Here is a 25,699-nt window from a genome sequence, read left to right as displayed (position 1 = left end):
GACTACTTGCGGTAGTGGTCCAGCGTGGGCGGCGGCGTGTAGCCCAACTCCCTCGCCCGTGACTCGAACTGCGCGGCCAGCAAGGGCTGATCCTGGCCCCGGTAGTACAGGGCCAACTCATAGCTGGCGATCCCGTTGCCCAGGGCCGACGCGAACTGCATCCAGCCTTCAAAACGGTTGGGATCGGTGTTCACGCCATCCTGGCCCTGGCGGTACATGCGCGCGATCCGCGCGGCGGCATCCTTGTCACCCCAGGCGGCCTTGCGCAACTCGCGCAGCAGGGTGTCAGGAGTTTCGGGTTTGGGGCTGAAGGCGCTTTTGAACAAGCGCACATCGTTGCGCTGCATGGCCTTGGCCGCGTCGGTCGCGCCTTCGCGGGCCACTTGTGCCGAGCCCGCCAGCTTGCCACCGGGAAAGCGCTTGAGGTATTCATCCGCGCGCTTGACCACGTCGCCGGGCCAATAGCTGTCTTCCACCTGCTTCCACAGGGTTTTTTCATCGACGTTCTCGAACGCGACTTCGCCACCGGGCGCGGCGGGCTTGAGGGCCAGGCGCGTGCGGATCTGCGTGTTCTCGGCGATGAAGGGGAACTGCGCCACGTTGCGGATGGCCTGGATCGGGTGGTTCAGCATGGTCTGCTGCACGTCCAGTTTGACCAGGCGGAACAGGTCGGAAAACGTGGTGTCGTCTGACGCGGCTTGCATCACCTTGACCAGCGAGGCGGTGTAGAAAGTGTTTTGCGTTTCAACGGCGGGCGCGATGGCGGGCTTGCCTGCGCCGGTGGCAAAGGCGATCAGGCAGCCCAGCGGGGCCTCAACCTGGTTGAGGCCGCCTTCAGCGCGCAGCGAGGTGCGGCAAGCATCGATCACCACCATGCTCAAGCCCTTGGGGCGGTGCGGCAGGGCATCGACCAAATCGCGCTTGAGCATCAGGCCATTGCCCAGCAAGGCGTCTTCTTTGCCGCTGGGGTTGGTGCCCGCGCCCAGCAGCAGGTTCTCGGCATCGACCTGCATGCCGTGGCCGGTGAAGTAAAACAGCACCGTCGCATCAGCTGGTGCGGCCTGCACGCGGCGGGCGAAGGACTGCATGGCGTCGCGCAGCACCTTCACGTCCTGGTCGGTCACCACGGTGACTTCGAAGCCGCGTTTTTCAAGCACGGCCTGCATGTCGCGCAGGTTCTTGTGGACCGGCGGCAAGTCAAACGGCGAGGGGTAGGCGCGGTTGCCCACCAGCAGGGCAAAACGCTTTGGCGCTGTGCCCGCGGCGGCAGGGCTGGTGCCGTAACCCTGCGCCAAAGTCACCGAGGGCAAGCCCAGGGCCAGCGGTAAGGTGATGATTTGGCGGCGGTTCACGGTTGATTTCACGGTCGGGCTCGGAGGTGATCGAACTTCAAACTGTATGCCATTCGCACGCCTGCGTGTTCAACAATCATTGGCAACCCAACGCGGCGTTGGGGGTGCACGTGGCGGGCATGCGGATGGACTCGGCGCCTTCGGTGGCGGGGCGGCCCGCGCCCACTTCGGCGATCACGCCGGTGCGCAGTCGGGACGATACGTTCTCGGTGCGCACGGCTTCGTCGAAACGGGCCCGGCGGGCATCTTCGATCACGGTGGTCACCGCGCTTAAAGCGCCTTCGGCCTGCGGGGTGGAGGGCGCTTTGCCGTTGTAATAAACCGGGATCTGGTTGAGCTTGCCCGCCCCGTCATAGAAAGGTGTGGGCGGCTCGGCGCCCGCCAACCACACCGCCGTGGCACTCAAACCGTAGTTCTGCGGCCGCAGGGTCAGGTAGCCACCGCTGCCGTTGCCCACGCTGACCTGCAACCAGTTGGCCAGGCCCGCCGGGGTGCCAAACTGGTTCGGCGTACCCGGCTGTTTGAGCACCAAGGTCAAGGCGGGCAGCGAGGTTGAAGTGCCCTGCGAGTTGTTGTAAGGCAGGCGGGCGCGCACCACACCGATCGGCGTGGTCATGCTGTTGGCGCTGAGCTTGACCACGTCGCCTTCGATGCCCGCCGAGTTGATCTGGGTCGAGTCGATGCGCACGAAGCCCAGTCGGCCCAAAGCGCCGCCCGGCGTGAACCGCGACGGGTTGGCCTCACCAGCCGTGCCGCTGACCGCCACAATCTGGCCTTCTATCCGGTTGCCCGGTTTTTCAAGCAGGATGGAGCCGCGTCCTGGGGCCTTCAAGGTCAAGGTGGTGCCGGCCACCGTGGTGACCGTGCCGCCCAGTTGTTCGATGGCGGCGCTGCTCTGCCCGATGACGGACCCGTCCAGGTTGTAGGTGCGGGTGTTGAAATCGCCGTCGGTGATGGCCCCGATGCCGGAGCCCGCGCCGCCATCGGCCGTCAGGGTCAGGTTGCCGCCATTCAGTGCCACGGCACCGTTCAGCAAAATCTGCCCATCCGCATGGAAGTCGCTGCTGCCACCGGCCAGGGTGACGGCGCCCAGGTTCAGGCTGTGCGAGGTGCCCGCCTCAACCGTGGCCGCGTGGGCATCCATGGACAAACGACCGGCGGTGAAGTTGTTGCCGGTGTTGCTGGCGCTGATGTCGCCCGTGGCCGTGAGCAAGGTGTCGCCGGTGGTGGTGACCGTGCCGGTGTAGGTTTGCCCGCCTGCGGTGGTGGTGACATTGCCGCCCAAGGTGGCGTTGCCCGTGGACGTCACGCTGCCAGCGGACAAGGCATTGAGGATGTGCCAGTGGCCCGAGCCGACGAAAGCGCCGCCGATGATGGTGGTGCCACTCAAGGTGAGGGTCTGGGTGCCCGCCTGGGTGAGCGAGCCGCTCCCGCTGATGTTGTTGGCCACCGTGTGGTTGTCACTGCGGTTGAACACCAGGGCTGCGTTGTTGAGCACATCGCCACTGCCCAAGGTGCCGCTGGTGCCCGCATTGCCCACCTGCAGCGTGCCCGCCGAAATGGTGGTGGGGCCAGCGTAGGTGTTGTTGCCCACCAGCGTGAAGGTGCCCGTGCCCTGCTTGGTCAAGCCGCCCGCCCCGCTCATGACGCCGCCGAACTGGGTCGAGGTGTTGTCGCCGCCCGTGGTCAAGGTGGAGGCGCCCAAGGCCACATCGCCGCTGCCTGACAGCGCGCCGATGGTTTGCGCGCCGCCCAGGTTGAGTTGCGTGCCGGAAGACAAGTTCACCGCCGCCGCGCTGGACAGGCGCTGGGCCGCGCCCAGGGTCAGCGCGCCGCCCGTGACGTTGACCGTGCCAGCCGCCGAGCTGCCGTTCAGGGTGCTCGTGTTGCCAGACTGGGTCAGCACCCCCGCGCCCAAGTTGGCCTGGACCGTGCCGCCATTGAGCGTGTACGTGCCGCCCGAGGCGGTCAAGGTGCGTCCCGCGCCATCCAGCGTGCCTTGGTTCAGGCTGAGGCTGGCCACCGTGGTGTCGGCGGTCAGGGCCATGGTGGCCCCGCTGTTGACCACCAAAGCACCCGGGCCGACGGGGCCCGACAAGGTGCCGCCGTTGACGGTCGTGGTGCCGCCATAGGCGATGCCCGGGCCCGAGAAGGCCAAGGTGCCCGTGCCCTGTTTGACCAGTCCGCCCGTGCCCGCCAGGTTGCCACTGAAGGTGGTCGAATTGTTGTTCGCGCCAATGGTGAGCGTGTTGGCCGCCATGGCCACATTGCCGCCGCCCGCCAGCGAGCCGATGGCTTGTGCGCCCCCCAGGGTGAGCTGAGCGCCGCTGTCAACCTGCACCGCGGCCGCGTTGGACAAGCGCTCAGCGCCGCCCAGCACCAGTTGGCCGCCCGTGATGTTCACCGTGCCAGCTTGCGCGCTGCCGTTCAGGGTGGTGGTGCCCGACACCTGGCTCAGCACACCGGCCCCCAGGTTGGCATTGACCGAGCCCCCATTGAGGCTGTAGCTGGACGCAACCAAGGTGTGGCCCAGTCCGCCCAGGATGCCGTTGCTCAAGGTCAGGCTGCCGACGTTTTCATTGCCCGCCAAGGCCAAGGTGCCCAACACGGTGACGGCCGCGTTGGCGGCCAACCGGCCCGCCGCGCCCAGGATCAAGGTGCCCTCGTCGAGGTTGACGGTCGTGGCGCCCGACAGGCCGTTCAGCGTCACCGTGCCGGGCGTGGCCTTGGTCAGGATCCCGGTGCCCAGGTTGGCGTCGATGGTGCCCGCGTTCAAGGTGTAGCTGGCGGCGGTCAGGGTGCCGCTGCCACTCACATTGCCGCTGCTGGTGAGGGTGCCCATGTTGAGGGTGCCCACCGTGTCGCTGCGGGTGCCCATGCCCAGGGTGGCGCCGCCCGCCACATTGACCGCGGCGGTGTTGCTCAGGCGGTCATTGGCCCCCAGGGCCAATGTTCCACCGTTGATGTTGACGGTGCCCGCGCCCGAGCTGCCGTTGAGCGTGGACGTGCCGCTGGACTGGGTCAAGGTGCCGGTGCCCAGGTTGGCATTGACCGTGGCCGACTGCAAGCCATACGTGCCCGCGGTCAAGGTGCCTGTGCCGCCCAAGGTGCTGTTGTTCAGCGTCACGCTGGACGCAGTTTCACTGTCGCCCAGGTTCAGGGTGGCGTTGTTCACCTGCACCGCAGCCGAGCCCGTCAATCGCCCAGCCGACCCCAAATTCAAGGTCCCCGCGTTGACGTTGACGCTGGACGCTGCGGCCGTGCCCGTGAGGTTGACGACGCCAGCGGTGGCCTTGGTCAAGGTGCCGGTGCCCAAGTTGGCGCTGACCGTGCCGGCGTTCAAGGTGTAGTTGCCAGCGGTCAAGGTGCCACTGCCCGTGACGTTGCCATCGCTGACCAGGCTGCTGACGTTGTCGCTGTTGGCGCCCAGGGCCAAGGTGGCCCCGCCGGACACGGTCACCGCCGCACCGGCACTCAGGCGATTGCTGGCGCCCAAGGCCAGCGTGCCGCCAGTGATGTTCACCGTGGTGGCACCCGCCTGGCCGTTGAGGGTGGTGGTGCCATTGGCCTGGGTGAGCGTGCCCGCCCCCAGGTTGACGCCCACGCTGCCGCCGTTGAGGCTGTAAGTGGGCGCGCTCAGGCTCAGGCCCGAGCCATTGATGGTGCCGTTGTTCAAGGTGACGCTGGTGGCCGTGGCGCTGGTGGCCAGGTTCAAGGTTGCGCCACTGTTGACGGTCAAGGCGCCCTGCCCGATGGCGCCCGCCAGCGTGCCGGCATTGACCGTGGTGTTGCCCGAATAGGCCACCGTGCCCGACAGCGTGGTCGTGCCAGCGCCGTCTTGCACGATGTTGCCGCTGCCGATCACGTCCGACACCGCGAGGCTGTCGCTGCGGTTGAAGCTCAGCGTCCCGTTGTTGACCACCGCACCGCCGCCCAAGCTGCCACTGGCCCCACCGTCGCCCACCTGCACGGTGCCGCCAGTGATGGTGGTGTTGCCGTAGCTGTTGGCGCCCGTCAGCACGACCGTGTCGGTGGTCGATTTGACCAGCTCACCGCCCGCGCCGCCACTGAGGTCGGCACTGATGGCGCCCGATCGCACATCGAAGCGATTGGCCGACAAGAACCCGTTGATGATGTTGCCCGAGGCCAGCACCACATCACCCACCGTGGTTTGCGAAAAACCACCCAGGCTCAAGGTGCCGCCGTTGACGTTGATGGCCGCTGCGCCACTCAGGCGGTTGTTGCCGCCCAGCGCCAAGGTGCCGCCGTTGACGTTGACCGTGGCGGCTGAGGCCGTGCCGTTCAAGGTGCTTGTGTTGGCCAGTTGGGTCAGCGTGCCGGTGCCCAGGTTCGCGTTGACCGTGCCGCCGCTGAGAGCGTAGGTCGATGCGGTCAAGGTGTGGCCTGTGCCGCCCAGGGTGCCGTTGTTCAGCGCGAAGCTGCCCACCGACTCATTGCTGCCCAAGGTCAAGGTGGCCGCGTTGGCCACGGTCACGGCCGCCGCCGCGTTGAGCAAGCCGCCCGCCGCGCCCAGCGCCAAGGTGCCCGCGTTCACATTGACCGTGGCGGCGTCCACCGTGTCATTGAGGGTGGTGGTGCTGCCGGTCTGGGTGAGCGTGCCCGCGCCCAACTTGGTGTTCACCGTGCCGCCATTGAGGCCGTACGTGGCCCCGGTCAGCTTGTGGCCCACGCCATTGATCGTGCCGCCATTGAGCGTGACACTGGCCGCGCTGTTGTCGCCCGCCAAATTCAAGGCCGCGCCGCTGTTGACGGTCAGGGCACTGTTGGCCGACAGGTTGGCAGCGCCGCTGGTGGCCAGCACGCCGTGGTTGACCGTGGTGGCCCCGCTGTAAATGTTGATGCCCAACAGGGTGGTCGTGCCCGTGCCCTCCTGAGTCAGGGCCCCCGTGCCGCTCATGGCCGCCACCGAAACCGCGTCACTGCGGTTGATGACCAAGGTGCCGCTGTTGCTGACCAGGCCGGTGCCCAGCGTGCCGCTGGTCCCGCCATTGCCCACCTGCAAAGCCCCCGCGCTGATCACGGTGGCGCCGTAGGTGTTGTTGCCCGCCAGCACCACGGTGCCCGTCGTGGTTTTGGTCAAGGTGGACGCCACGCCACCCAGGGTGGCCCCCACCGTGCCCGATTGCACCGCGTAGCTGGAACCCGTCAGGCTGCCGTTGTTGATCTGGCCCGATTGCAGCGTGACGGCGCCCACCGTTTCGCTGAAACCACCCAGGTCAAAAGTGCCGCCATTGACGCTCAACGCCGCCGTGTTGACGATGCGGTCGGCCGCCCCCAAAGCCAGCAGGCCGGCATTGACGTTGACCACCGCGTTCGCGATGGTGCCGTTGACGGTGACCGTGCCCGCCGTGGTCTTGGTCACAGGCGCCGCGCCGGCCAGATTGGCATCCAGCGTGCCGGCTTGCAGACCGACGGCATTGCTGACGGTCATGGTTTTGCCCGCGCCTGCCAGCGTGCCGCCTGTCAGGTTCAAGGTGTTGACGGACTCGGCGCCCGCCAAATTCAGGGTGCCGGTGACATTGACGGTGGCGCCCGCGCCCAGTCGGCCCGCCGAGCCCAGGGTCAAGGCCCCGGCGTCAACGTTGACCGTGCCGGCGGCCAGGGTGCCGTTGAGCGTGGCCGTGCCCAGCGTGGCCTTGGTGAAGGTGCCCGCGCCCAGCTTGGCATCCACCGCGCCCTGGTTGACCAGGTAGGTGGCGGCCGTCAAGGTGGAAGAGCCCGTGCCCGCGATGGTGCCATCGCTCACCAGGCTGCCCACGGTCTCGTTGTGCCCCGCGCCCAGGTTCAAGGTCGCGCCGGCGGACACCGTGACGGTGGCGGTGTTGCTCAAGCGCCCGTCGTCGCCCAGGGCCAAAGTGCCCCCGGTGACATTGACCGTGGCCGCCGCCGAGGTGCCGTGGTTGTCCAGTGTCGTGGTGCCACTGGCCTGCGTCAGCGTGCCCGCGCCCAGCCCGGTGCTCACGGTGCCGCCATTCAAAGCATAGGTGGCGGCCGTCAAGGTGCGGCCCGTGCCGCTGACCGACCCGCCATTCAAGGTGACGCTGGCCGCGGTGTTGTCGCCCGTCAGGGCCAAGGTGCCAGCGGCCCCCACCACCACCGCGCTGGCCCCCGACAAGGCGCCCGCTGCGGCCGTGATCTGGCCCGCCGTGATGGTGGTGGCGCCTGCGTGGGTGTTGCCCCCGCCCAGTGCCAGCTCACCGTTGCCGACCTTGCTCAAGCTGCCACTGCCCGCGATGACGCCGTTGTAGGTCAGCGTCTTGGTCGCGCCCACATCAACGGTGCTGGCGCCACTCAAGCTGATGCCGCGTTTGGCGTTGATGGTCAGGTCGACGCCCGTGCTCAAGGTGCCGCCATTGAGCACCAGATTGCCTGGCGTGGCCGCGCCAGGCACGGTGCCCAGCTGGTTGTCATTGCTGATCAACAAGGTGCCTTCACTGACCGTCGTGCCCACCTGGCCATTGGCCTGGGACAAGGTCAGGGTGCCCGCCCCTTTTTTGTCAAGCCGGCCCCCGCCAATGGCACCGGTTTGCACGCCCGCGCCCGCCACGTCCAGCGTGATCGTGCCGGCGGCGCCGCTGGTCAAGGTTTTCACGCTCAGGTTGTTGGCGCGGTTGATCGCGATGGCCGACGCCGTGCCGTTCGTGGTCGTGACCGCGCCCAACAGGGTCACGTCATGGCCATTGGCATCAAGGGTCACCGTGGCGGTGCCCGCGTTGATCGTGGTGGCCGCCGACTGCGTGATGCCGCCGGTGCCCGAGGTCAGCACCACGGCGCCGTCCTTGGTGGTGATCGATTGCTGGACGTCGATGGCATTGCCCGCCGTCAAGGTCAAGCCATGGCTGTTGACATTGGCGCTGGCGTTCACCGCCGTCTTGACCGTGATGTCGTTCGTGGCCGCCAGAGACACGTCCTGCGTGTTCATCAGCAGCACGAGCTTGGTCGCGGTGATCTTGCTGGTGCCCGCAGCGGGCGCGTCCGTGCTCAGGATGTTGGCCGTGATGTCGTCACCGACCGTGGCATCGCCATTGAGATCATCGACCGTGCCGATCTCCAGGTCCAGGGGGTCGAGCAACAGGCTGCCGCGATGGCCCCGCGCCGCCGACAAATCGACCTGCCCCAGGAAGTCCAGGTGGCCCTTGCCAGAGACCTCGGCAAAGCCGCCATCGCCACCCAACACACCACCCCGGGCCAGGATGCTGCCGTGGTAAGCCGTGGTGCCATCGGACCACACGATGACCTTGCCGCCATCGCCCTGGCGCGTGGCGCTGGCGTCGATGCTGGCCTGCGGTGCCACATAGGTCACGCTGGACCGGCGCGCCGTGCCCTGGCCTTGAAAGTCGCCGCCCACGCGCACCACGCCGCCACCCGAATCGCCCCGCGCGTCGACGCGCGCGCCGTTCATCAAAGCCACGCGCTCGCCCAGCACGTCGACGCTGCCGCCCTTTTGGCCCACGTCCAGCCCGGCCACATCCAAAGTGCCCGACACCTTGGTGATGCCACGGCTGCCGCCATCGATCACGATGCGCCCGCCTTGGTTGCCCAGCCCGCGTGACTGCACCACGCCAGACATGTTCAGCACCGTGTCGGCGAAATTCGCGCGCGCCGACGCCATCAGCTCAACCGAGCCCCCGACCGCCTTGATGTCACCCAACTGGTCCAGGCGCGCGTTGGCATCTTGCCCCGTCATCTCGAAGAACAACAGGCCATCGCCTTCCACGTCAACCAGCACCTTTGATGCCGCCGCCAGGCCGATGCGGCCCTGCTCGGCGATGATCTGCCCGCTGTTGCTGACCTGCCGCCCCACCAACACCACATCACCATTCTTGGCGCGGATGCGGCCTTGGTTGATCACCTTGCCCGCCAGCGGCCCACGCCCATTGCGGTCATCGCCCAGGCTGACATCGGCGCCCAGCAGGTAGCGCCCGGCCATGAAATCCTGGTCCGACAAGGACAGGGTAGAGGCCACCAGGCTGCCCACATCGACCTGCGCCGTCGAGCCGAACACGATGCCATTGGGGTTGATCAGAAAGACGCGGCCATTGCTCTGCATCTGGCCCAGGATCCGGCTGGGGTCAAAGCCCGTCACGCGGTTCAGGATGGCCGATTGGCTGTTGGGCTGAACAAAGCGCACCGCCTCGTTCACGTCGATTGAAAACCCATGCCAGTTGACGATGGCCTTGTCGCTGCCCTGGTTCACCACCATGGTGCCTGCAACAGGTTGCTGGATGCTGACCTGGCCGGCCACCACCGTGGGGTCGGTGGGCAAGGCCCAGGCCAGGCTGGCATCAAGGGTCAGCCACACGGCCAGGGACAAAGGCCGCAAGGCGAAACGCTGCAAGCGTGAAGACGAAGAACGACGGTTCATGACAGGCCTTTAGAAATACTTGGTCAAGGTGGCGAACGCACGTGGCACGCGCCGCACCTGGTCGTTCTTGGCTTCACCGGACACCGGCCAAGCCACGTTCACACGCATCCCAAAGGACTGCGGCCGGTCCCAAATCGCCCCCAGGCCAGCGCTGGACAAGGTGCTTGTGTTGACGAACTGCGTGCCTTCGCCCGAGGCGTCGTGACGCAATTTGGCGTGGCCCCAGTCGTAAAACAGGCTGAACACCATTTCGCGCGACACCCTTCCAAACCAGCTGTCATAGGGCAAAAAGCGCAGTTCGGCCGTGGCCAACTGACCTTCGTCGGCGGTGGCCTCGCCCGGCGCAAAGCCGCGCACCCCCGTGGGCCCACCCAGGCTGAAGCGCTCGGTGGTGTCCAGGTTGGTGTTGGCGTACTGGCCCTTGAAGCGCAGGTACATCAGCAGGCGGTTGCTCACCACGCTTTGAAGCCGCGAGTAGCCCACCGACAGCTTGCCGAAGTTGGGGTCAGTCGGCGGCAGCCCCACGCTGGAGTCAAAGCTCATGCGGCCTTGCAACCAGTTCAGCTCGTACGTGCTGACGCCGCCATTGAAGAAGTTATCGCGGAAATCGCCCACCACCCCCACCAGCACGTCGTCGCTGGATTTTTTGTCTGACACGCCAAAGCGCTTGTCGTCAAAAGCCTTGTGCTCAAACGTCAGCAAGCCGAACACGTTCAGGTTGCGCGACCGCACAAAAGGGTACAGGCCGAAGGCGTTGACCGCCGTGGCCTCGCCGTTCAAGTCCATCGGGAACTCGGCCTTGTCCAGCTGGTAATTGACCTTGGACGCCGACGCGCCCAGCTTCAAGCCATCGGAGCCCACCGGCGTCACGTAGCTGGCCAGCACGAAGGCCAGGCCGCCATTGGTCGACACCAGGGCATTGGCGACCAGGCCGTCGCCGCGCCCGGTGGGGCTGGCCGCGGTGGCCAGCAGGCCCACCCGGTTGGTGCCCGAGTAGCGCGAGCCATTGGTGTCCAACTCGGCGCGGCCGCCAAAGCGCGGCTCGCTTTGCGGCGACACCAGCAACGAGGCCGTGCCCGCATAACGCCCAGCCTTGACTTCAAACCGCGCGCGGATGCCCTGCAGGTCATTGACCATGAACACCACCCGCTCGACATCGCGCACGCGCAGGATCTCGCCGGGGCGCAGGCGCGCCAGGTAGCGCTCGACCACCTCGCGCTGCACGATCATCTTGTCGGGCCATTGCAGCAACACTTGGTCCAGGCGGCCCTCCATGACCGCGATGCGCACCACGCCATCCTTGGGCGATTGCTCCGGCAGGTAGGCATGGCCCAGGTAGTAGCCCAGCTCGCGCTGCATGTAGCGCGACACCGCCGCGGCAGCATCCACCATGTCTTCGTAGCTGCGCGCTTTGCCCGCATAGGGCGCGGTCAACTTGGCCAGCACGTCGCGCGGCACCTCGTTCAGGCCGTCGATCTCGTAGGCGCTCACGTCCAGGGTGATGTCGTCGCTGGGCTTGCCCAACTCTTTGGGCACGGGCGCCGGCGCCGGTACCTCGGCGGTGCTTTCGAGCGGTGACAAGGTGGTTTCACGGCCCTGCTGAAGCTGTTGGGCCGAGGGGATCACCCCAGGCGCGGCCTGGGCCCAGGCCGCCATGGGTGAAACACACAAAACCAGGGACAGGCCCCGGGATAAAACGCTCGGCAAACGCACAGTTGAACTCCTTCAAAATGAGTGCGGGTACTGCTGACCACCCTCAACTGGCGCCGCGAATCCAACCCAACGGCAGGTTATAACCGTCGCCACCCGTTTACACACTCCCTAAGCCCTGGGGGGTACAGCACCTAACGTGAACCCCACACCCCCCTTGAAATTCGCGGCGAACCTGTCATGGCTTTACCCTGACCCATGACCGTCAAGCAAGGTTCGGTCCTGGTTTTTGGGCGCTCCCCCTTTGCGCTTGCAAATGGCAAGTCAGAACCTAAACTCCGAAAAATCCACCATCAACGGAGGAGAAAATGTCCGAAGCCAGTACCTCGACCTGGAAAAGCCCGGTCGCCTATGACCGTACCGTGTTCGCCAATGAATTCGCCAAGTCTTTCGGCAACAGCCCGAGGTACAACGCCGGATCCTTGCCAAGCACCTTCGCGCTATTGCGCATGATCGAGAAAGACCGGCAAATCACGGACCTTCGCTGGGCCGCCTACATGCTGGCCACGACGATGTGGGAGACCACGAGCCCGCACAGAATCCTTCGGCAAGCCAAGAACCGCAAGGGCATTGCGCTCAAGGACAAACACGGCAAGCCCGTGATGGTCAAGACCACACATTGGCAGATGACCATGGCCCCTGTCACCGAAGTCGGGCATGGCAAGGGACGCAAGTACCACTAGCCCGTCAAGATCAAAGTGCTCGATGATGGTTCGGCCAGGATCACGGAACATGATGGAGACCAATTCATCGTCAAGCCCTCGGGAAACATCAAGCCACTCACCAAAGCGGCGAAGATGGGCGCAAAAGATGGCCTGGCTGCCTCCGACGTTTATGCCAAGGACGACGGCATTGAGCAGGCGTTCTATGGTCGGGGCTATGTGCAATTGACTTGGTGGTCCAACTACGCGCAGGCGGGCATTGCCCTTGGGCATGGTCTTGATTTGATGCTGAACCCCGAACTGGTCAAGACGCCAGAAATGGCTTTTGAACTCATGTCATACGGCATGCGCACCGGAAAGATCTTCGCCAATGGCAACATGCTGGATGACTTCATCTCTGGCACCGATGCCGACTACGAAGGCGCGCGCGCGATGGTCAACGGGACCGACCATGCGGCAGCCATTGCAGAAATCGCCAGGAAGATCGAGGCTGTGCTGCAAAAGTCGAGAAGCGACAGAGAAATGTCGCGCCCGATGCCCACGAGGATTCCATGATGTGCAGCGCTCGTTTCAAAGCAAATTTTCCGCTATGGCTGGCCGTGACAACAACGCTTTTGGTCACGGCGGCTAGCCCCGCCTTCGCGGATGGCACCCCCAGCAGCGACCACCTTCGCACACGCTGTGGCTGGTTTGACAACCCGTCTCCCGGCAATGCCACGCTCACCGACCGTGATGCCGAATGGACGGTGGCCCAGCAGGGCACTTCATCGACCAAAGGCCAATGGCCCACGTTCAAGCGTCCTCAATGGGTGAGGACGGGCTCAGGCACCGCTGGATACGGCTGTGCCTGCCTGAAGGTTCGGCAGGATGCGCAAAGCCTCACCATCACCCATATCATCGAGGCTCGCACGAATGCGCTTTCCGCATGCAGGCGGGACAAGGCGTTGATGACCCTGGAGCCTTTCAATTCACTCAAAAATCACACACCCTGAGCCCTGGGGTACAGCACCTAACGTGAACCCCACACCCCCCTTGAAATTCGCGGCGAACCTGTCATGGCTTTACCCCGACCGCCCCTTTCTGGAGCGATTCCAGGCCGCTGCCCAGGACGGCTTTCGGGGGGTGGAGTGCCTTTTCCCCCAAGGGCACCCTGAAAGCGAGATCCGGGCCCGCCTGCGCGACCTGGGCCTGGCACTGGTGCTGTTCAACGCCGCCCCGGGCGATTGGGCTGCGGGCGAACGCGGCCTGGCCTGCCTGGACGGGCGCGAAGCCGACTTCCAATCCAGCGTGCTGGCCGCGCTGGACCTGGCCCAGACCCTGGACTGCCCCCGCGTGCACGTGATGGCTGGCCTGTGTTTGGGCGCCCCCACCGACCAAGATCGGACGCGCGCCCTGGCCACTTATGAACAACGACTGGCCTGGGCCGCCGAGCAAGCCCGCCGGGCCCAGCGCACCCTCCTGATCGAGCCCATCAACCCGCGCGACATGCCCGGCTACCTGATCAACCGCCAGCTTGATGCCCACGCCCTGGTCCAACGCATCAACTCACCTCACCTGCAGGTGCAACTCGACCTGTACCACTGCCAGATCGTGGAAGGCGACATCAGCACGCAGTTGCGCCAGGCCCTGCCCACCGGCCGGGTCGGCCACCTGCAGATCGCCGCTGTGCCCGACCGGGGCGAACCCGATGCCGGCGAACTGCACTACCCTCACGTCTTCGCCGAACTGCGCGCCCTGCACTGGGATGGCTGGATCGGCTGCGAATACCGCCCGCGCCAAAGCGGCCCAGGCGGCACCTCCGCCGGACTGAACTGGCTGCGCGCAGCCACCGCCTGACATAAGAAAAGAAGGCCCACGATGATCCCCAAGATCCCCGCCACCATCACCACCCGCGACGGCCTGGCCCTGGCCACCCGCCACTGGCCCCTGCCCGACAAGGTCGAGCCGCGCGGCGTCGCCCTGCTGGTGCACGGCCTGGGTGAACACGCCGGCCGCTACGAACACGTGGCCCACCACCTGAACAACTGGGGCTGGGCCGTGGTGAGCTATGACCACCGGGGCCACGGCCGATCACCCGGCGCCAAGGGCCGCCTCGCCCACGGCGACGACCTGCTGCACGACCTGGCCTCGGTGCTGGACACCGTGCGCGCCACCTACCCCGGCCAGCGCCTGCTGCTGATCGGCCACAGCCTGGGCGGCCTGGTCGCCGGGCGCTTCGTGGCCGCGCAAGCCCAACCGCCAGAGGCCGCCCCGTGGGTGCGCCCGGTGGACCTGCTGGTCATGTCATCCCCCGCCCTCGACCCCGGCCTGAGCTGGTTCCAGAAAGCCCTGCTGGCCACCTTTGGCAGGCTCACGCCCGACCTGGCCGTGCCCAACGGCCTCCAGCCCGAGTGGGTGTGCAGCGACCCGGCCATCGTCAAGGCCTACATGGCCGACCCACTGGTGCACAACCTGGCCACCGGCCGCTTGAGCCGCTTCATCGTTGACGCCGCCGAGCACACCCTGCAGCGCGCTGCGCACTGGACCACGCCCACCCTGCTGATCTACGCGGGCGCCGACCGCTGCGTGCGGCCTGCGGGCAGCGCGCGCTTTGCCGCCGCCGCGCCGCATGCGGTGGTCACCACGCACGCTTACCCGCGCATGGCCCACGAAATCTTCCACGAGCCCGACCAGGCACAGGTCTTCGCCGACCTGGCCCGCTGGCTCGACACCGTCTGAACCCTGAGAACAAGGACCCGTCCCCATGGCGATCAAAGCCACCATCTACAAGGCCCAGCTGCAACTGGCCAACATGGACCGCAACGTCTACGCCGACCCGGCCCTGACGATCGCGCGCCACCCCTCCGAAGCCGACGAACGCATGATGATCCGCGTGCTGGCGCTGGCCATGGGCTGGCCCTCGAACACGCTGGAAGGCACCATCGAGCTGGCCAAGGACATGTGGGACACCGACGAGCCCGCGCTGTGGCAGAAAAACTATACGGGCGAGATCCTGCACTGGGTGGACGTTGGCCAACCCGACGACAAGCGCCTGATGAAGGCCAGCGGCCGCGCGCATCAAGTCAGCCTGTGGGTGTTTCAGAGCAGCACCAAGGTGTGGTGGGACGCCATTGCCACCAAGCTGACCCGCGCGCGCAACCTCACGGTGTGGCAGGTGCCCTCAGAGCAAAGTCAGGCCCTGGCCAAACTGGCGCAGCGCACCATGCAACTGCAGATCACGGTGCAAGACGGCACCATCTGGGTCAACGATGGCGAAGAGACGGTTGAGGTCACGCCGGTGAAGTTGATGGGGCCGGACTGACATCTTCCCGTGATGGTGCCTGCGCAATAATGTGGGGCGGCCGAACTTGCCATCAAAGTGGCCGGCTGCAATCAACAAACATGTCATCACAGGGAGACTCCATGCGCATCACTCGACACATCAAGCCCATTGCCATTGCTTTGGGCTTTTTCACATCCAATTTCGCCCTCGCGGCAGAACTCACACCCGTGTTCACCGTCACCTCGGGCGCCAACTGGGGCGCCATCGGTGCGGGCAATGGCGACCTAATCACCATCTTCTCTGGCAGCCCGTCCGGCACTGGCAGCTTCATCCAGCGTTTCGATGGCTTCGGCAACCGGCTTCAATCCAGCGACTGGTATGTCTCGGCCGATGGATCCCTGATGTCGATCGGGGCCAGCAAGCGCGGCGACTACGGCATCGCCTGGCGAGCTGCCGATGGCAACAACGTCAGCGTCTACGCCCGCACCTTCACACGCACTGGTGCCACCAAGGTGACGACCTTCAAGGTCAACACCAGCACCCAACCAATCGTCTACGGCAGCTTCGCAGGCATGAACGACGTGGGCGACACCGTCGTCTTCTGGTCAACCTCCCCCGGCACGGTCGGTGCAAACGCCCGGCTGCTGGCAAGGGTCTTCTCGTCAACGGGCGCCCCGGTGACAGGCGAGATCGAAGTGTCCGCCGCCGCTTCGGCCAATGGAGCACCACAAGGCGTGGTGGTTGACAAAAACGGAAACTTCACCTGCATCTGGATGAGCGAAGGCGCCAACGGTGATGTGATGACCCGCCGCTTCTACCGCAACGGCACGCCCCTCACCAGTGCCGCGGCCGCCAACACCTATTTGCCCGACAGCCAAGCCGGCATGCACATCGCCATGAATGCGAGCGGGCAATCGGTGATCGCCTGGGAAAGCCGAGGTCAGGACGGCGATGGCATGGGCACCTACGCGCAACGCTTTAATGCCGCAGGACAAAAGGTGGGTGCTGAAATCCACGTGAGCGAAGCCACGATCGGCGATCAGAAGGATTCCTCCGTTGGCATCGCCGATGACGGTAGCTTCGCCATCGCCTGGATCGACGACAACCGCCGCAACGCCCCCTCATCCCAGCCCTCGGTCATGGTGCGGCAGTATGGTGCCGACGGCACGCCGCTGCGGAGCGCCGACTTGGTGGCCACGCCCAGTTCGGGCTCCCCGGCCGGCTACACCTCTCTGAGCATGTCGCCCGACGGCACCTTCCTGGTGACCTGGCGTGTCGCCACGCCAGGCAGCACCGCCTTCACCATGCTGGGGCGTCGCTATGCCATGGACACCTTGCCCTATGCCCAGGCCGTGTACTCGGGCGTGCCCGTCAGCGGCCTGAGCGGCGCCACCGGCAGCATGCGTTACTTCAAGCTGAACGTGCCCAACGGCGCCACGCAACTGACCGTCTCCATGGCAGGAGGCACGTCGGGTGACGCCGACTTCTACGTGCGGCTAGGCAACATCCCAAGCAGCACCGGCGTCGACGTGAGTTCCACAAAGGTAGGCAATACCGAAGCGGTCCAGATCACCGGAATCCCGGCAGGCGTTTGGTACATCGGCGTGTACGGCTATACCGCCTACAGCGGCGTGTCACTCACCATGACCGCACAGTAAGTTAGTCACGGACCAGCGCGGCGCTCACGCGCTGGCCGCGTCCCGCAACTCGCGCCGCAGGATCTTGCCCACCGGCGTCTTGGGCAGCTCGGCGCGAAAATCCACCACCTTGGGCCGCTTGTAGCCCGTCAGGTGCTGGGCGCAGTAATCGCGCACCTGCTGCTCGGTCACGGCCGGGTTCTGGCGCACGATGACCAGTTTCACCGCCTCGCCTGAATGCTCATCGGGCACGCCCACCGCCGCGCACTCCAGGATGCCCGGCATCTGCGTGACCACGTCTTCCACCTCGTTGGGGTACACGTTGAAGCCCGACACCAGGATCATGTCCTTCTTGCGGTCTACGATCTTCACGTAGCCGCGATCGTCAATGGTGGCGATGTCGCCCGTGCGGAAAAAACCGTCGGCGGTCATCACCTTGGCGGTCTCGTCAGGCTGTTGCCAGTAGCCGGCCATCACCTGCGGACCACGCACCGCCAACTCGCCCGGCTGGCCCAGCGGCACCTCGCGGCCCGCATCGTCCAGCACGCACACTTCGGTCGATGGCAAGGGCAGGCCGATGGTGCCGGTGTAGGCGGTGTTGGTCACCGGGTTGCACGTCACCGACGGCGAGGTCTCCGACAAGCCATAGCCCTCGAACACCGCGCAACCGGTTTTGTCCTTCCAAAGCTTGGCCGTGGCCTGTTGCACCGCCATGCCGCCGCCCACCGACAAGCGCAAATGGCCCCAGTCAACCTTGTGGAAATCAGGGTGCCGGGCCAGCGCGCCAAACAGCGTGTTGACCGCCGGAAAGCTGTGAAAGCGGTGCTTGGCCAGCTCCTTCAAAGTGGCGGCCAGGTCGCGCGGATTGGGGATCAGGATGTTGCAGACGCCCAGGCGCAAGCCCAACATCATGCTCACCGTGAAACCGAAGATGTGGTACAGCGGCAAGACGCACACCGTGGTGGGTTGCTCGCCGCCTGGCACCTGCTTCCACATGGGCGCGTTCCAGGCTTCTGATTGCAGCAGGTTGGCAATGATGTTGCGGTGCAGCAGCATCGCGCCCTTGCTGACGCCCGTGGTGCCGCCGGTGTATTGCAGCACCGCGATGTCGTCAGGGCCAGGCCGGGCCGGCTGGTAAGCGCGGCCACGCCCCTTCGCCAAGGCCGCGTTGAAACGCACCGCCCCGGGCAATGAGAACTTGGGCACCAGCTTGCGCACGCGGCGCACCACGTGGTTCACCAGCTTGCCTTTGATCAGGCCCAGCAGGTCGCCCATGCTGGCCAGCACCACGTGCTTGACCGGCGTCTGCGCGATCACCGCCTGCAAGGTGCCCGCAAAGTTCTCGACGATGACGATGGCCTGGCTGCCCGAATCCTTGAGCTGGTGTTCAAGCTCTCTGGGCGTGTACAGCGGGTTCACGTTGACCACCACGAACCCGGCCCGCAAGATGGCCGTGACCACCACCGGGTACTGCGGCACATTGGGCATCATCACCGCCACGCGGGCGCCCGCTGGCAAGCCCAAGCCTTGCAGATAAGCGGCGAAGGCCTGCGAAGCTTGGTCGATCTGGGCGAAGGTCCAGGTCTGGCCCATGAACTTGTAGGCGGGCTTGTCGATGTGGGCTGCGAAGCCCTCGTCCATCAGCTCCACCAGGGATCGGTAAACGGAGGGGTCGATCTCGTGCGGCACCCCGGTCGGGTAGTGCCTGAGCCAGATTTTATCCATGGCGGGGAAGGGTTCCTCGTGACTTTTTGTTGTAGTCACATTCTTCTACGGAACTGCCACCCCCCGACTCAGGGGATGCCCCCAATCAAGGGCTCATGTTAACTATTGTTTATAGGACAGATCAAACCAACACGGCGGCCATGGCCTCGGCCACGCGGTCCACATTGCCAGCGTTCAAACCGGCCACGCACATGCGACCAGACCGCAGCACGTACACCCCATGCACCTCGCGCAGGGTGTCGGCCTGCTGGGCGCTCAGACCGGTGTAAGTGAACATGCCGCGCTGGTCCAGAAAATACTGAAAATCCCGGCCCGGCAAGCGCGCCACCAAACCCGCGTGCAAACGCTGGCGCATGGCCTGGATGCGGGTGCGCATGGCGCCCAACTCGTCTGACCACACTCGGCGCAAGGCCGGCGTTTGCAACACACGCGCCACGATCTGGCTACCGTGGGCGGGTGGGCTGGAATAGTTGCGCCGCACCGCCGACATCAACTGGCCCAGCACACGGTCGGCCTGCGCCTTGTCGGGGCAGACCACGCTCAGGCCACCCACACGCTCGCCATACAGCGAGAAGCTTTTGGAAAACGAGTTGGCCACGAAGAAGCTCACACCCGCATCGGCCAGGGCGCGGATGGCGTGCGCGTCTTCGTCAATGCCGTCGCCAAAGCCTTGGTACGCGATGTCCAGGTAAGCCAGCAACTGGCGGCTTTTCAGCACCGGGATCAGTTGCGCCCATTGCGTGGCGCTCAGGTCGACGCCGGTAGGGTTGTGGCAACAAGCGTGCATCAGCACGATGCTGTGGGCGGGCAGATCCTGCAGCGTGGCCAACAGGCCATCAAAGTTCAGCCCGCCCGTGGCCGCGTCGTAATACGGGTAGGTGTTGACTTTGAAGCCCGCGCCTTCAAACATGGCACGGTGGTTGTCCCACGTTGGGTCGCTGACCCACACCTGCGAATCCGGAAAGTAACGCTTCAAGAAGTCGCCGCCCACCTTCAAACCGCCCGAGCCGCCAATCGTTTGCAAGGTCGCGATGCGGCCACTTTGAACGGCCTCGTGGTCGGCGCCAAACAACAGGTGTTGCACGGCCTCGCGGTAGTTGCTGGCACCCACCATCGGCAGGTAGGGCTTGGGGCCCACGGCGGCCAGCATGGCGCTTTCGGCTTCGCGCACGGCGGCCATCACGGGCAGCTTGCCGGCATCGTCAAAGTAGATGCCGATGCTGAGATTGATCTTGTCGGCGCGCGGGTCTTTCTGAAAATCCTCGTTCAGCGTGAGGATGGGGTCGCCAGGGTAGGCGTCAACGTGTTGAAACATGATGTTGAGAATCTTTCGTCAATCGATCAAGCGAGTGCTTTTTCAATGTCGGCGCGCAGGCTTTTGGGGGTGTCGGTGGGGGCATAGCGGCCCAGCACCACACCATCGCGGTTCACCAAAAATTTGGTGAAGTTCCATTTGATGGACTTGGTGCCCAAGATGCCAGGGGCCTCGCTTTCCAGCCATCGGTACAGCGGGTGCGCATCCGAGCCGTTGACGTCGATCCTGGCCATCATCGGGAAGCTCACGCCATAGTTCAACTGGCAGAACGAGGCGATCTCTGTGTTGGCACCAGGGTCTTGTCCGCCGAACTGGTTGCACGGAAAGCCCAGCACCGTCAAACCTCGGTCTGCGTAGTCTTTCCACAACTGCTCCAGGCCTTCGAACTGTGGCGTAAAACCACACTTGCTGGCGGTGTTGACGATCAGCAGCACACGGCCCCGGTATTGGTCCAGCTTTACGGGAACTCCGCCCGTGGAAAGCGCATCAAAATCGTGAATTGATTGAGTCATGATGGCCAACAACTTTCTCAAAGTACCTACACATGAAGCGTCCATTCTGACATCATGCGATCCTAGCTGTATCCCTTTGCTCGCCAGAGACAAGCGAGTATCCGCACCCACGGTGCCGAGAGGAAAACGCCATGCCCCAAAACACCATTGAGGCCGACCTGCCAGTCACGACTGAGCAAGGTCTGCCAATGAGACAAATCCAGGCCGCTTTGCAACGCGCCCAAGCTACCAACCAGGAACTGGCCTTGCTGGCCGATCGGGTCAGTGACGCGGTGATGATCTGTGATGCGCAGCGTTGCATCCGTTGGGTCAATCCCAGCTTTTCGCGCCTGACCGGTTTCTCCCTGTCGGAGAGCCTGGACCAGCAACCCGAAGAGTTGCTCAGTGGCCCGCACACCGAGGCCGCGCTGATCACCCGAATCAACCAGACGCTGGCGCAAGGCCACGCGGTTGAAAACCTCGAGATCTGCCACCACCGCAAAGACGGCGAGCCCTTCTGGGTGGCGCGCACGGTGCACCCATTGCCGGATGCCGATGGCCAGGTCACGCGTTACATCGAACTGATGCGCGACATCAGCGCCCAGCGCCGTGGTGAGGCCGAACACACGCGCCGCCTGCAGGCCGAACTGAGCCTGGTGGCCAAGGCCGACTTTTTGGCGCGCATGGGGCACAGCATGCGCTCGCCCCTGAACGCCATCATGGGCTTTTCGCAGTTGCTGGACATGCAGGACACCGCCGGCATGCCCGAGCCCCTGCAACGCCAGTTGGGCCACATTCGCACGGCTGGTCAACAGCTTTTGACCTTGCTGGACCAGGCCCTGGATTTTGCACGGCTGGACGAGCCTTCGGTCGCCCGGCGGCCACAGCGCTTGGCCATGACGGGCCTGCTGCGCGAGGTCTGCGCCGCTCAGGAAACCCTGGCCCGCAACCACAACGTGACCGTGGTGGTCGATTGCGCACCCCACACCGTCTGGGCCGACCCGCACCCCACGCGTGACATCCTGATTCAGTTGCTGAACAACGCCATCCGCGTCAGCCCTGCGGGCTCGACCGTGTGGCTGCGCGCCCGTGAGGTCGCCGAAGAACGCATGGGCATCGTCGAGGTGCGCGACCAAGGCGCAGGCATCGACCAAAGCGACCTGCCCAAGCTCTTCCACCCCTTCACCCGACTGGACCGGGCCACCGAGGCCGACAGCAACGAGGGCCACGGCCTGGGCCTGGCGGTCGCGCAACGCATGGCCGCGCTGATGCATGGCCGCATCGAGGTGCACAGCACCCTGGGCGAAGGCAGCGTGTTCGGCCTGAAGCTGCCGCTGGCCGAGCGCAGCCACACCACCACGCCCACCAGCGCCCGCCCCTCCGAGCCTTTGGTGTTGCTGCCGCCTTTGCGCGTGGTGCACATCGAAGACAACGCCTTGAACCGCAGCCTGGTCGAGGCCCTGTTCGCCACGTATCCGCAAGTGCGTTTGTTGTCGGCCGACACCGCGGCCGATGGCATGGCCTGCATTGAATCCATGCAGCCGGATGTGGCCCTGGTCGACATCAATCTGCCGGATGGCAGCGGCCTGGATTTGTGCCGCCAGCTGCGGGCCAAGGCGGCATTCAAGAAGCTGCCTTTGATTGCCTTGAGTGGTGATGCTTTGCCAGATCACATTGCTCGGGCGCTGCAGGCTGGTTTTAACCAGTACCTGGTCAAGCCTTTGCAGATCAACCGCTTGCTGACGATTTTGGCGTCGTTGCCGAGCACCCAGGCGGCGCCACCGCTGAACTCCTGAATCGGGACGCTGATCAACGCCAACGCCAAGAATCTAGTTGGCGCCCAGCCGCTCCGCCGTCCAGCGCAGCAAATCCAGCCACATCTGGCGAATCTCCGCCTCTTGGGGCGTGCGAATGGCGCTCGGCAACTCAATGGTCACCACCGGCATCTTCTTGTGCACACCACCATAGTTGCCCAAGCTGCCCGGAAAGATGCCCACCTGGTCCAGGTACAAGCGCCCCAGCTTTTGCGGCGGCGAGGTCGGCCCGTCAAAATCCAACACCCCATAAGGCGCATGCACCGACACGATCAGATTGGGCTTCCAGCGCTCCATCTCTTCATACAACCAGCGCGATTCGGGTTCGGACAAAGCCTTGGGCCCAGGATACCGGCGCGGATCATTTTTGGTCCGCTTGCCCCAGTACTGCCGCGCCTCCTTGTCCCAGTTGGGCGTGGGAAAGTTGCGGTTCAGGTCCACGCCATGCGCGTTGGTCCGAGTGGGCGAGGCCCGCAACATGCCGTCCGGGTTCATCAAGGGCACGAAGCGCCAGTGGATGTTCGACGGCGTCTCCCCGGCAGCGCGGATCCAGTGCAACACCAGCGAGGTGGACGACAGCTCGTCGCCATGCACCCCCCCGATCACCAACACACGCAGGTGGGCGTTGGGCGAGATGATGTCGCGCTGCATCAGGGCGTGGCCCTGGACCGACTTGGCCCCATTGGCCTGCAACTGAGCCTGGGCACACAAGGCCATCGGCACATTGGGCAAGCGGCTGGCAGCTTGCTGGCAAAAGGCTTGCGGGGTCTGGATCAGGGCCACAGGCTGCGCGGGCTTGGCCTGCACGGAAAGCGCCAGCGCCAACATCACCCCCATTGACGCCAGTGAGGTGCGAAAACTCATCGGGCCAGGTTCTTCAAGGCCAGCTTGATGCCATCACTCACGGACACATCGGCTGGCAATTGTTTGAGCACGGCCTGGGCCTCGCGGTCGGTGTAACCCAGGGCCAGCAGGGCCTGCAGGATGTCCGATTGCGCTGGGCTGACCACGGAAAAGCCCGGGGCCGACAGCACGGGCGACAACTTGCCCTTCAGCTCCAACAACAAGCGCTCAGCGGTTTTCTTGCCAATGCCGGGCACCTTGATCAAGCGCGCCACGTCTTGCGCGGCCACGGCTTGCGCCAGCTCGTCGGTGCTCAAGCCCGACAGCAAAGCCAGGGCAATGCGGGGGCCCACACCACTGATCTTGGTCAACTCGCGGAAGGAGGCACGCTCGCCCGCGGTCAAAAAGCCATACAACAGCTGCGCATCTTCGCGCACCACAAACTGGGTCAGCAAGGTGACGCGGGCGCCCAGCTCGGGCAGGTTGTAGAAGGTGCTCATGGGCACTTGCACTTCATACCCCACGCCGTTGCAATCCACCAGCACGTGGGGCGGAGACTTCTCGGCGAGAAGCCCGGTCAGGCGAGAAATCATCGGCGGAACAGGCCCAATCGTTGTGCTTCCAGGGCAGCTTCAGCACGCGAAGACACGTTCAGCTTGCGGTAGATCTGCTTCACGTAGTCGGCGATGGTGTGGCGCGACAGGTTCAGCTGCACACCGATCTCAGGCAGGGTAAAGCCCTTGGCCACGCGCAACAGCACTTCGTTTTCGCGGTCGGTCAGTTGCACGTGCGGGGTCACCGAATCGGCCTGCGAGATAGGCTGCTGACTGGCTTGCGCGGTGAAGTACTTGATGACGCGGCGGGCGATGGACGGCGACAGCGGCGGCTCACCCTGGCTGATGCGGTGCAATTGCTCGGCCAGTTGCTCGCGCGATTGCTCTTTCAGCAAATAGCCAAAAGCGCCGGCTTGCAAGGCGGGGAACAAATGCTCGTCGTCGTCGTGGATGGTGACCACCACCGACTGCACATCGGGCTGCTTTTCGCGCAGAGCCTGGACCACCTCGACGCCGGAGCCATCGGGCAAGCCCAGGTCGCACAGGGCCACGTCAAAGCGCACGGCATTGACCAGTTCCAGGGCATCATGAACCCGTGCGCTCTCACTGATGTGAGCGCCCGGAAACACCTGAAGCGCCAGCGTTTTCAGCCAGGCGCGGATTTCAGGAAGATCTTCGAGCAACAAAATCTGCTTCATGGCCGAGGCCTCACATCAAGGTGGCGTGCCCAGGGGAGATCCCTGCGCACTAACAAGGATGCTAGCAGTGCTAGCCGGTTGCGTGTGCTCAATGGCCACCTTCTGTTGCACGACGGCAATTTCAAGGGGCAAAGTGAGCCGAATGACGGTGCCAAAACCCGGCCCGGACTCGACCAGGCATTGCCCATTGAGCTGTTTGGCACGGTGCTTCATGCTGGTCATGCCATGGCCGCGGTCCAGGCGGCCATCCAGTTCCAGCGGAATGCCCTTGCCGTTGTCCTGGATCACCAGCAAGAAGTCATGGTTTTCCAGGTGCACGTCAGTGTGAATCACCACGTGCGAGGCCTGGCTGTGTTTGATGATGTTGCTGACCGCCTCGCGGATGATCCGCGTGGTCTGCACATAGGTGCGCGCCGACAGGGGCTCTTCGACCTCGTCGATGGAGTTGCGCCACTCGATCTCGATGCCCGACTGGCCCAGGCGCGACACCACCTCGGCCCGCCAGTCGGCCAAAGCCTCGGACAAGATCATGGGCCGGCCGGTCAGGCCGCGCACCGACAGGCGCATCTCTTCCAACGCTTCGCGCGCCAGGGTCGAGATGCGGTCGTTGTCGCTGGTGTGCACGATGGTGAGCAGCTTGGCACCCAGGTCGTCGTGCAGGTCGGCGGCGATGCGCTTGCGCTCTTTCTCGGCGATCTGCTCCACGCGCAGTTCGGCGATCTGGTTGAAGTTGCGCTCAATCTCGCCGCTGATCTCTTGCACGCGCTTCTCCAACTGATGGCGCGCGCCTTCGGCCGTTTTCAGCGCGCCGGCGTAAACCTGGATCAAACGCACGGCCACCACGGCGTACAGCACCGGCATCACAAAGTAAGTCACGTGCACGCCCCACACCCGCAGCAAGCCGTTCTGGAAGGACAGCTCGATGCCCATCACGGCCGAGACCACGCCCAGGGCCACGCTCATCAACCAGAACTCGGGCTTGCGCGTGCGCCCGGAATGCCACAAGAAGTAGCCGATGGCGCCAAACAGCTGCAGCGCGAACACCACATACCAAAGGCGGCTGACCAGGAACAAGCCATTCACGCCCACCAGCCACAGGCTGAGCGGCAACAACAGGCACTGCGCCCACAGCACAGCGTTGACCTGGCGCGTCAGGTGGCGCGCCTTGCGGTTGCGCACGCCATGGCCTGAATAGCCCAGCAAAAATTTGATGGCAAACGCGGTCATGGGCGCGAACATCATCGCGATCA

At 64.9% G+C, this 25,699-nt stretch carries 18 protein-coding genes; 8 read left to right on the top strand and 10 right to left on the bottom strand.

Annotated elements, in window-relative coordinates:
• Positions 1–2 precede the first annotated feature (2 nt).
• The 3 genes from H7225_RS12690 to H7225_RS12680 all read right to left on the bottom strand — a co-directional run bounded on the left by H7225_RS12690 (position 3) and on the right by H7225_RS12680 (position 11,451).
• Positions 3–1,364, bottom strand: coding sequence for a caspase family protein (locus H7225_RS12690; protein ID WP_290662351.1), 1,362 nt, complete (start codon positions 1,362–1,364; stop codon positions 3–5).
• 64 nt (positions 1,365–1,428) lie between these two features.
• Positions 1,429–9,738 carry an autotransporter-associated beta strand repeat-containing protein gene (locus H7225_RS12685; RefSeq protein ID WP_290662349.1) on the bottom strand — a complete coding sequence of 2,770 codons (8,310 nt, stop codon included), beginning with the start codon at positions 9,736–9,738 and terminating at the stop codon, positions 1,429–1,431.
• A 9-nt stretch (positions 9,739–9,747) separates the two neighbouring features.
• Positions 9,748–11,451 (bottom strand): ShlB/FhaC/HecB family hemolysin secretion/activation protein, encoded by a 1,704-nt coding sequence (locus H7225_RS12680; protein ID WP_290662347.1) that lies wholly within the window; start codon positions 11,449–11,451, stop codon positions 9,748–9,750.
• 305 nt (positions 11,452–11,756) lie between these two features.
• On the opposite strand from H7225_RS12680, the gene H7225_RS12675 reads away from it, so the two are divergent.
• From H7225_RS12675 to H7225_RS12645, 7 genes are all read left to right on the top strand, one after another.
• Positions 11,757–12,131: a hypothetical protein gene (locus tag H7225_RS12675; protein ID WP_290662345.1), complete on the top strand. Its 375-nt coding sequence runs from the start codon at positions 11,757–11,759 to the stop codon at positions 12,129–12,131.
• 15 nt (positions 12,132–12,146) lie between these two features.
• Entirely contained in the window at positions 12,147–12,665 is a 519-nt protein-coding gene (locus H7225_RS12670) for a glycoside hydrolase family 19 protein (RefSeq protein WP_290662343.1), read from the top strand.
• Positions 12,662–13,102 carry a DUF4087 domain-containing protein gene (locus tag H7225_RS12665; protein ID WP_366481496.1) on the top strand — a complete coding sequence of 147 codons (441 nt, stop codon included), beginning with the start codon at positions 12,662–12,664 and terminating at the stop codon, positions 13,100–13,102. The genes H7225_RS12670 and H7225_RS12665 overlap by 4 nt, the downstream gene beginning before the upstream one ends.
• Before the next feature lie 22 nt (positions 13,103–13,124).
• Complete coding sequence (otnI, locus tag H7225_RS12660) at positions 13,125–13,946, top strand: 2-oxo-tetronate isomerase (protein ID WP_290662341.1); 822 nt, start codon at positions 13,125–13,127, stop codon at positions 13,944–13,946.
• Positions 13,947–13,967: 21 nt separating this feature from the next.
• The gene (locus H7225_RS12655) at positions 13,968–14,828 is read left to right on the top strand and encodes an alpha/beta hydrolase (RefSeq protein WP_290662339.1); all 861 of its coding nucleotides are present in this window, start codon (positions 13,968–13,970) and stop codon (positions 14,826–14,828) included.
• 25 nt (positions 14,829–14,853) lie between these two features.
• Complete coding sequence (locus H7225_RS12650) at positions 14,854–15,411, top strand: YaeQ family protein (RefSeq protein WP_290662337.1); 558 nt, start codon at positions 14,854–14,856, stop codon at positions 15,409–15,411.
• A gap of 101 nt (positions 15,412–15,512) precedes the next feature.
• Complete coding sequence (locus H7225_RS12645; protein WP_290662335.1) at positions 15,513–17,030, top strand: PPC domain-containing protein; 1,518 nt, start codon at positions 15,513–15,515, stop codon at positions 17,028–17,030.
• A gap of 24 nt (positions 17,031–17,054) precedes the next feature.
• On the opposite strand, the gene H7225_RS12640 is transcribed toward H7225_RS12645, so the two are convergent.
• The 3 genes from H7225_RS12640 to H7225_RS12630 form a co-directional block, all read right to left on the bottom strand.
• Complete coding sequence (locus H7225_RS12640; RefSeq protein ID WP_290662333.1) at positions 17,055–18,734, bottom strand: long-chain-fatty-acid--CoA ligase; 1,680 nt, start codon at positions 18,732–18,734, stop codon at positions 17,055–17,057.
• Positions 18,735–18,855: 121 nt separating this feature from the next.
• A complete protein-coding gene (locus tag H7225_RS12635) occupies positions 18,856–20,049 on the bottom strand; it encodes an amino acid aminotransferase (protein WP_290662331.1) in 1,194 nt (397 codons plus the stop codon).
• A 26-nt stretch (positions 20,050–20,075) separates the two neighbouring features.
• On the bottom strand, positions 20,076–20,561 hold the full coding sequence (locus tag H7225_RS12630) for a glutathione peroxidase (protein WP_290662329.1): 486 nt from the start codon (positions 20,559–20,561) through the stop codon (positions 20,076–20,078).
• A 131-nt stretch (positions 20,562–20,692) separates the two neighbouring features.
• Here H7225_RS12630 and H7225_RS12625 point away from each other — a divergent pair, with 131 nt between their 5' ends.
• Complete coding sequence (locus H7225_RS12625; RefSeq protein WP_290662327.1) at positions 20,693–22,336, top strand: ATP-binding protein; 1,644 nt, start codon at positions 20,693–20,695, stop codon at positions 22,334–22,336.
• A 33-nt stretch (positions 22,337–22,369) separates the two neighbouring features.
• Here the strand turns inward: H7225_RS12625 and H7225_RS12620 are convergent, their stop codons facing one another.
• The 4 genes from H7225_RS12620 to H7225_RS12605 all read right to left on the bottom strand — a co-directional run.
• Positions 22,370–23,218, bottom strand: coding sequence for a M14 family murein peptide amidase A (locus H7225_RS12620; RefSeq protein ID WP_290662325.1), 849 nt, complete (start codon positions 23,216–23,218; stop codon positions 22,370–22,372).
• Positions 23,215–23,790, bottom strand: a complete 576-nt coding sequence (gene ruvA, locus H7225_RS12615) for a Holliday junction branch migration protein RuvA (RefSeq protein WP_290662323.1) — start codon at positions 23,788–23,790, stop codon at positions 23,215–23,217. The genes H7225_RS12620 and ruvA overlap by 4 nt, the downstream gene beginning before the upstream one ends.
• The gene (locus H7225_RS12610; protein WP_290662321.1) at positions 23,787–24,449 is read right to left on the bottom strand and encodes a response regulator transcription factor; all 663 of its coding nucleotides are present in this window, start codon (positions 24,447–24,449) and stop codon (positions 23,787–23,789) included. The genes ruvA and H7225_RS12610 overlap by 4 nt, the downstream gene beginning before the upstream one ends.
• A gap of 15 nt (positions 24,450–24,464) precedes the next feature.
• Positions 24,465–25,699, bottom strand: a 1,235-nt coding sequence (locus H7225_RS12605; protein ID WP_290662319.1) for an ATP-binding protein, incomplete at its 5' end; no start/stop codon positions are given.

The sequence above is a fragment of the Aquabacterium sp. genome, from assembly GCF_014378415.1.
Taxonomy (GTDB): Bacteria; Pseudomonadota; Gammaproteobacteria; order Burkholderiales; family Burkholderiaceae_C; genus Aquabacterium.
Note: the sequence above shows the minus strand (reverse complement) of the source record. Positions and strands in the feature narration are given on the sequence as shown.

Coding starts and splice junctions, on each gene's coding strand:
- H7225_RS12685 (WP_290662349.1), bottom strand. CDS start 9,738: ATGAACCGTCGTTCTTCGTCTTCACGCTTGCAGCGTTTCGCCTTGCGG.
- H7225_RS12675 (WP_290662345.1), top strand. CDS start 11,757: ATGTCCGAAGCCAGTACCTCGACCTGGAAAAGCCCGGTCGCCTATGAC.
- H7225_RS12665 (WP_366481496.1), top strand. CDS start 12,662: ATGATGTGCAGCGCTCGTTTCAAAGCAAATTTTCCGCTATGGCTGGCC.
- H7225_RS12655 (WP_290662339.1), top strand. CDS start 13,968: ATGATCCCCAAGATCCCCGCCACCATCACCACCCGCGACGGCCTGGCC.
- H7225_RS12650 (WP_290662337.1), top strand. CDS start 14,854: ATGGCGATCAAAGCCACCATCTACAAGGCCCAGCTGCAACTGGCCAAC.
- H7225_RS12645 (WP_290662335.1), top strand. CDS start 15,513: ATGCGCATCACTCGACACATCAAGCCCATTGCCATTGCTTTGGGCTTT.
- H7225_RS12640 (WP_290662333.1), bottom strand. CDS start 18,734: ATGGATAAAATCTGGCTCAGGCACTACCCGACCGGGGTGCCGCACGAG.
- H7225_RS12635 (WP_290662331.1), bottom strand. CDS start 20,049: ATGTTTCAACACGTTGACGCCTACCCTGGCGACCCCATCCTCACGCTG.
- H7225_RS12630 (WP_290662329.1), bottom strand. CDS start 20,561: ATGACTCAATCAATTCACGATTTTGATGCGCTTTCCACGGGCGGAGTT.
- H7225_RS12625 (WP_290662327.1), top strand. CDS start 20,693: ATGCCCCAAAACACCATTGAGGCCGACCTGCCAGTCACGACTGAGCAA.
- H7225_RS12620 (WP_290662325.1), bottom strand. CDS start 23,218: ATGAGTTTTCGCACCTCACTGGCGTCAATGGGGGTGATGTTGGCGCTG.
- ruvA (WP_290662323.1), bottom strand. CDS start 23,790: ATGATTTCTCGCCTGACCGGGCTTCTCGCCGAGAAGTCTCCGCCCCAC.
- H7225_RS12610 (WP_290662321.1), bottom strand. CDS start 24,449: ATGAAGCAGATTTTGTTGCTCGAAGATCTTCCTGAAATCCGCGCCTGG.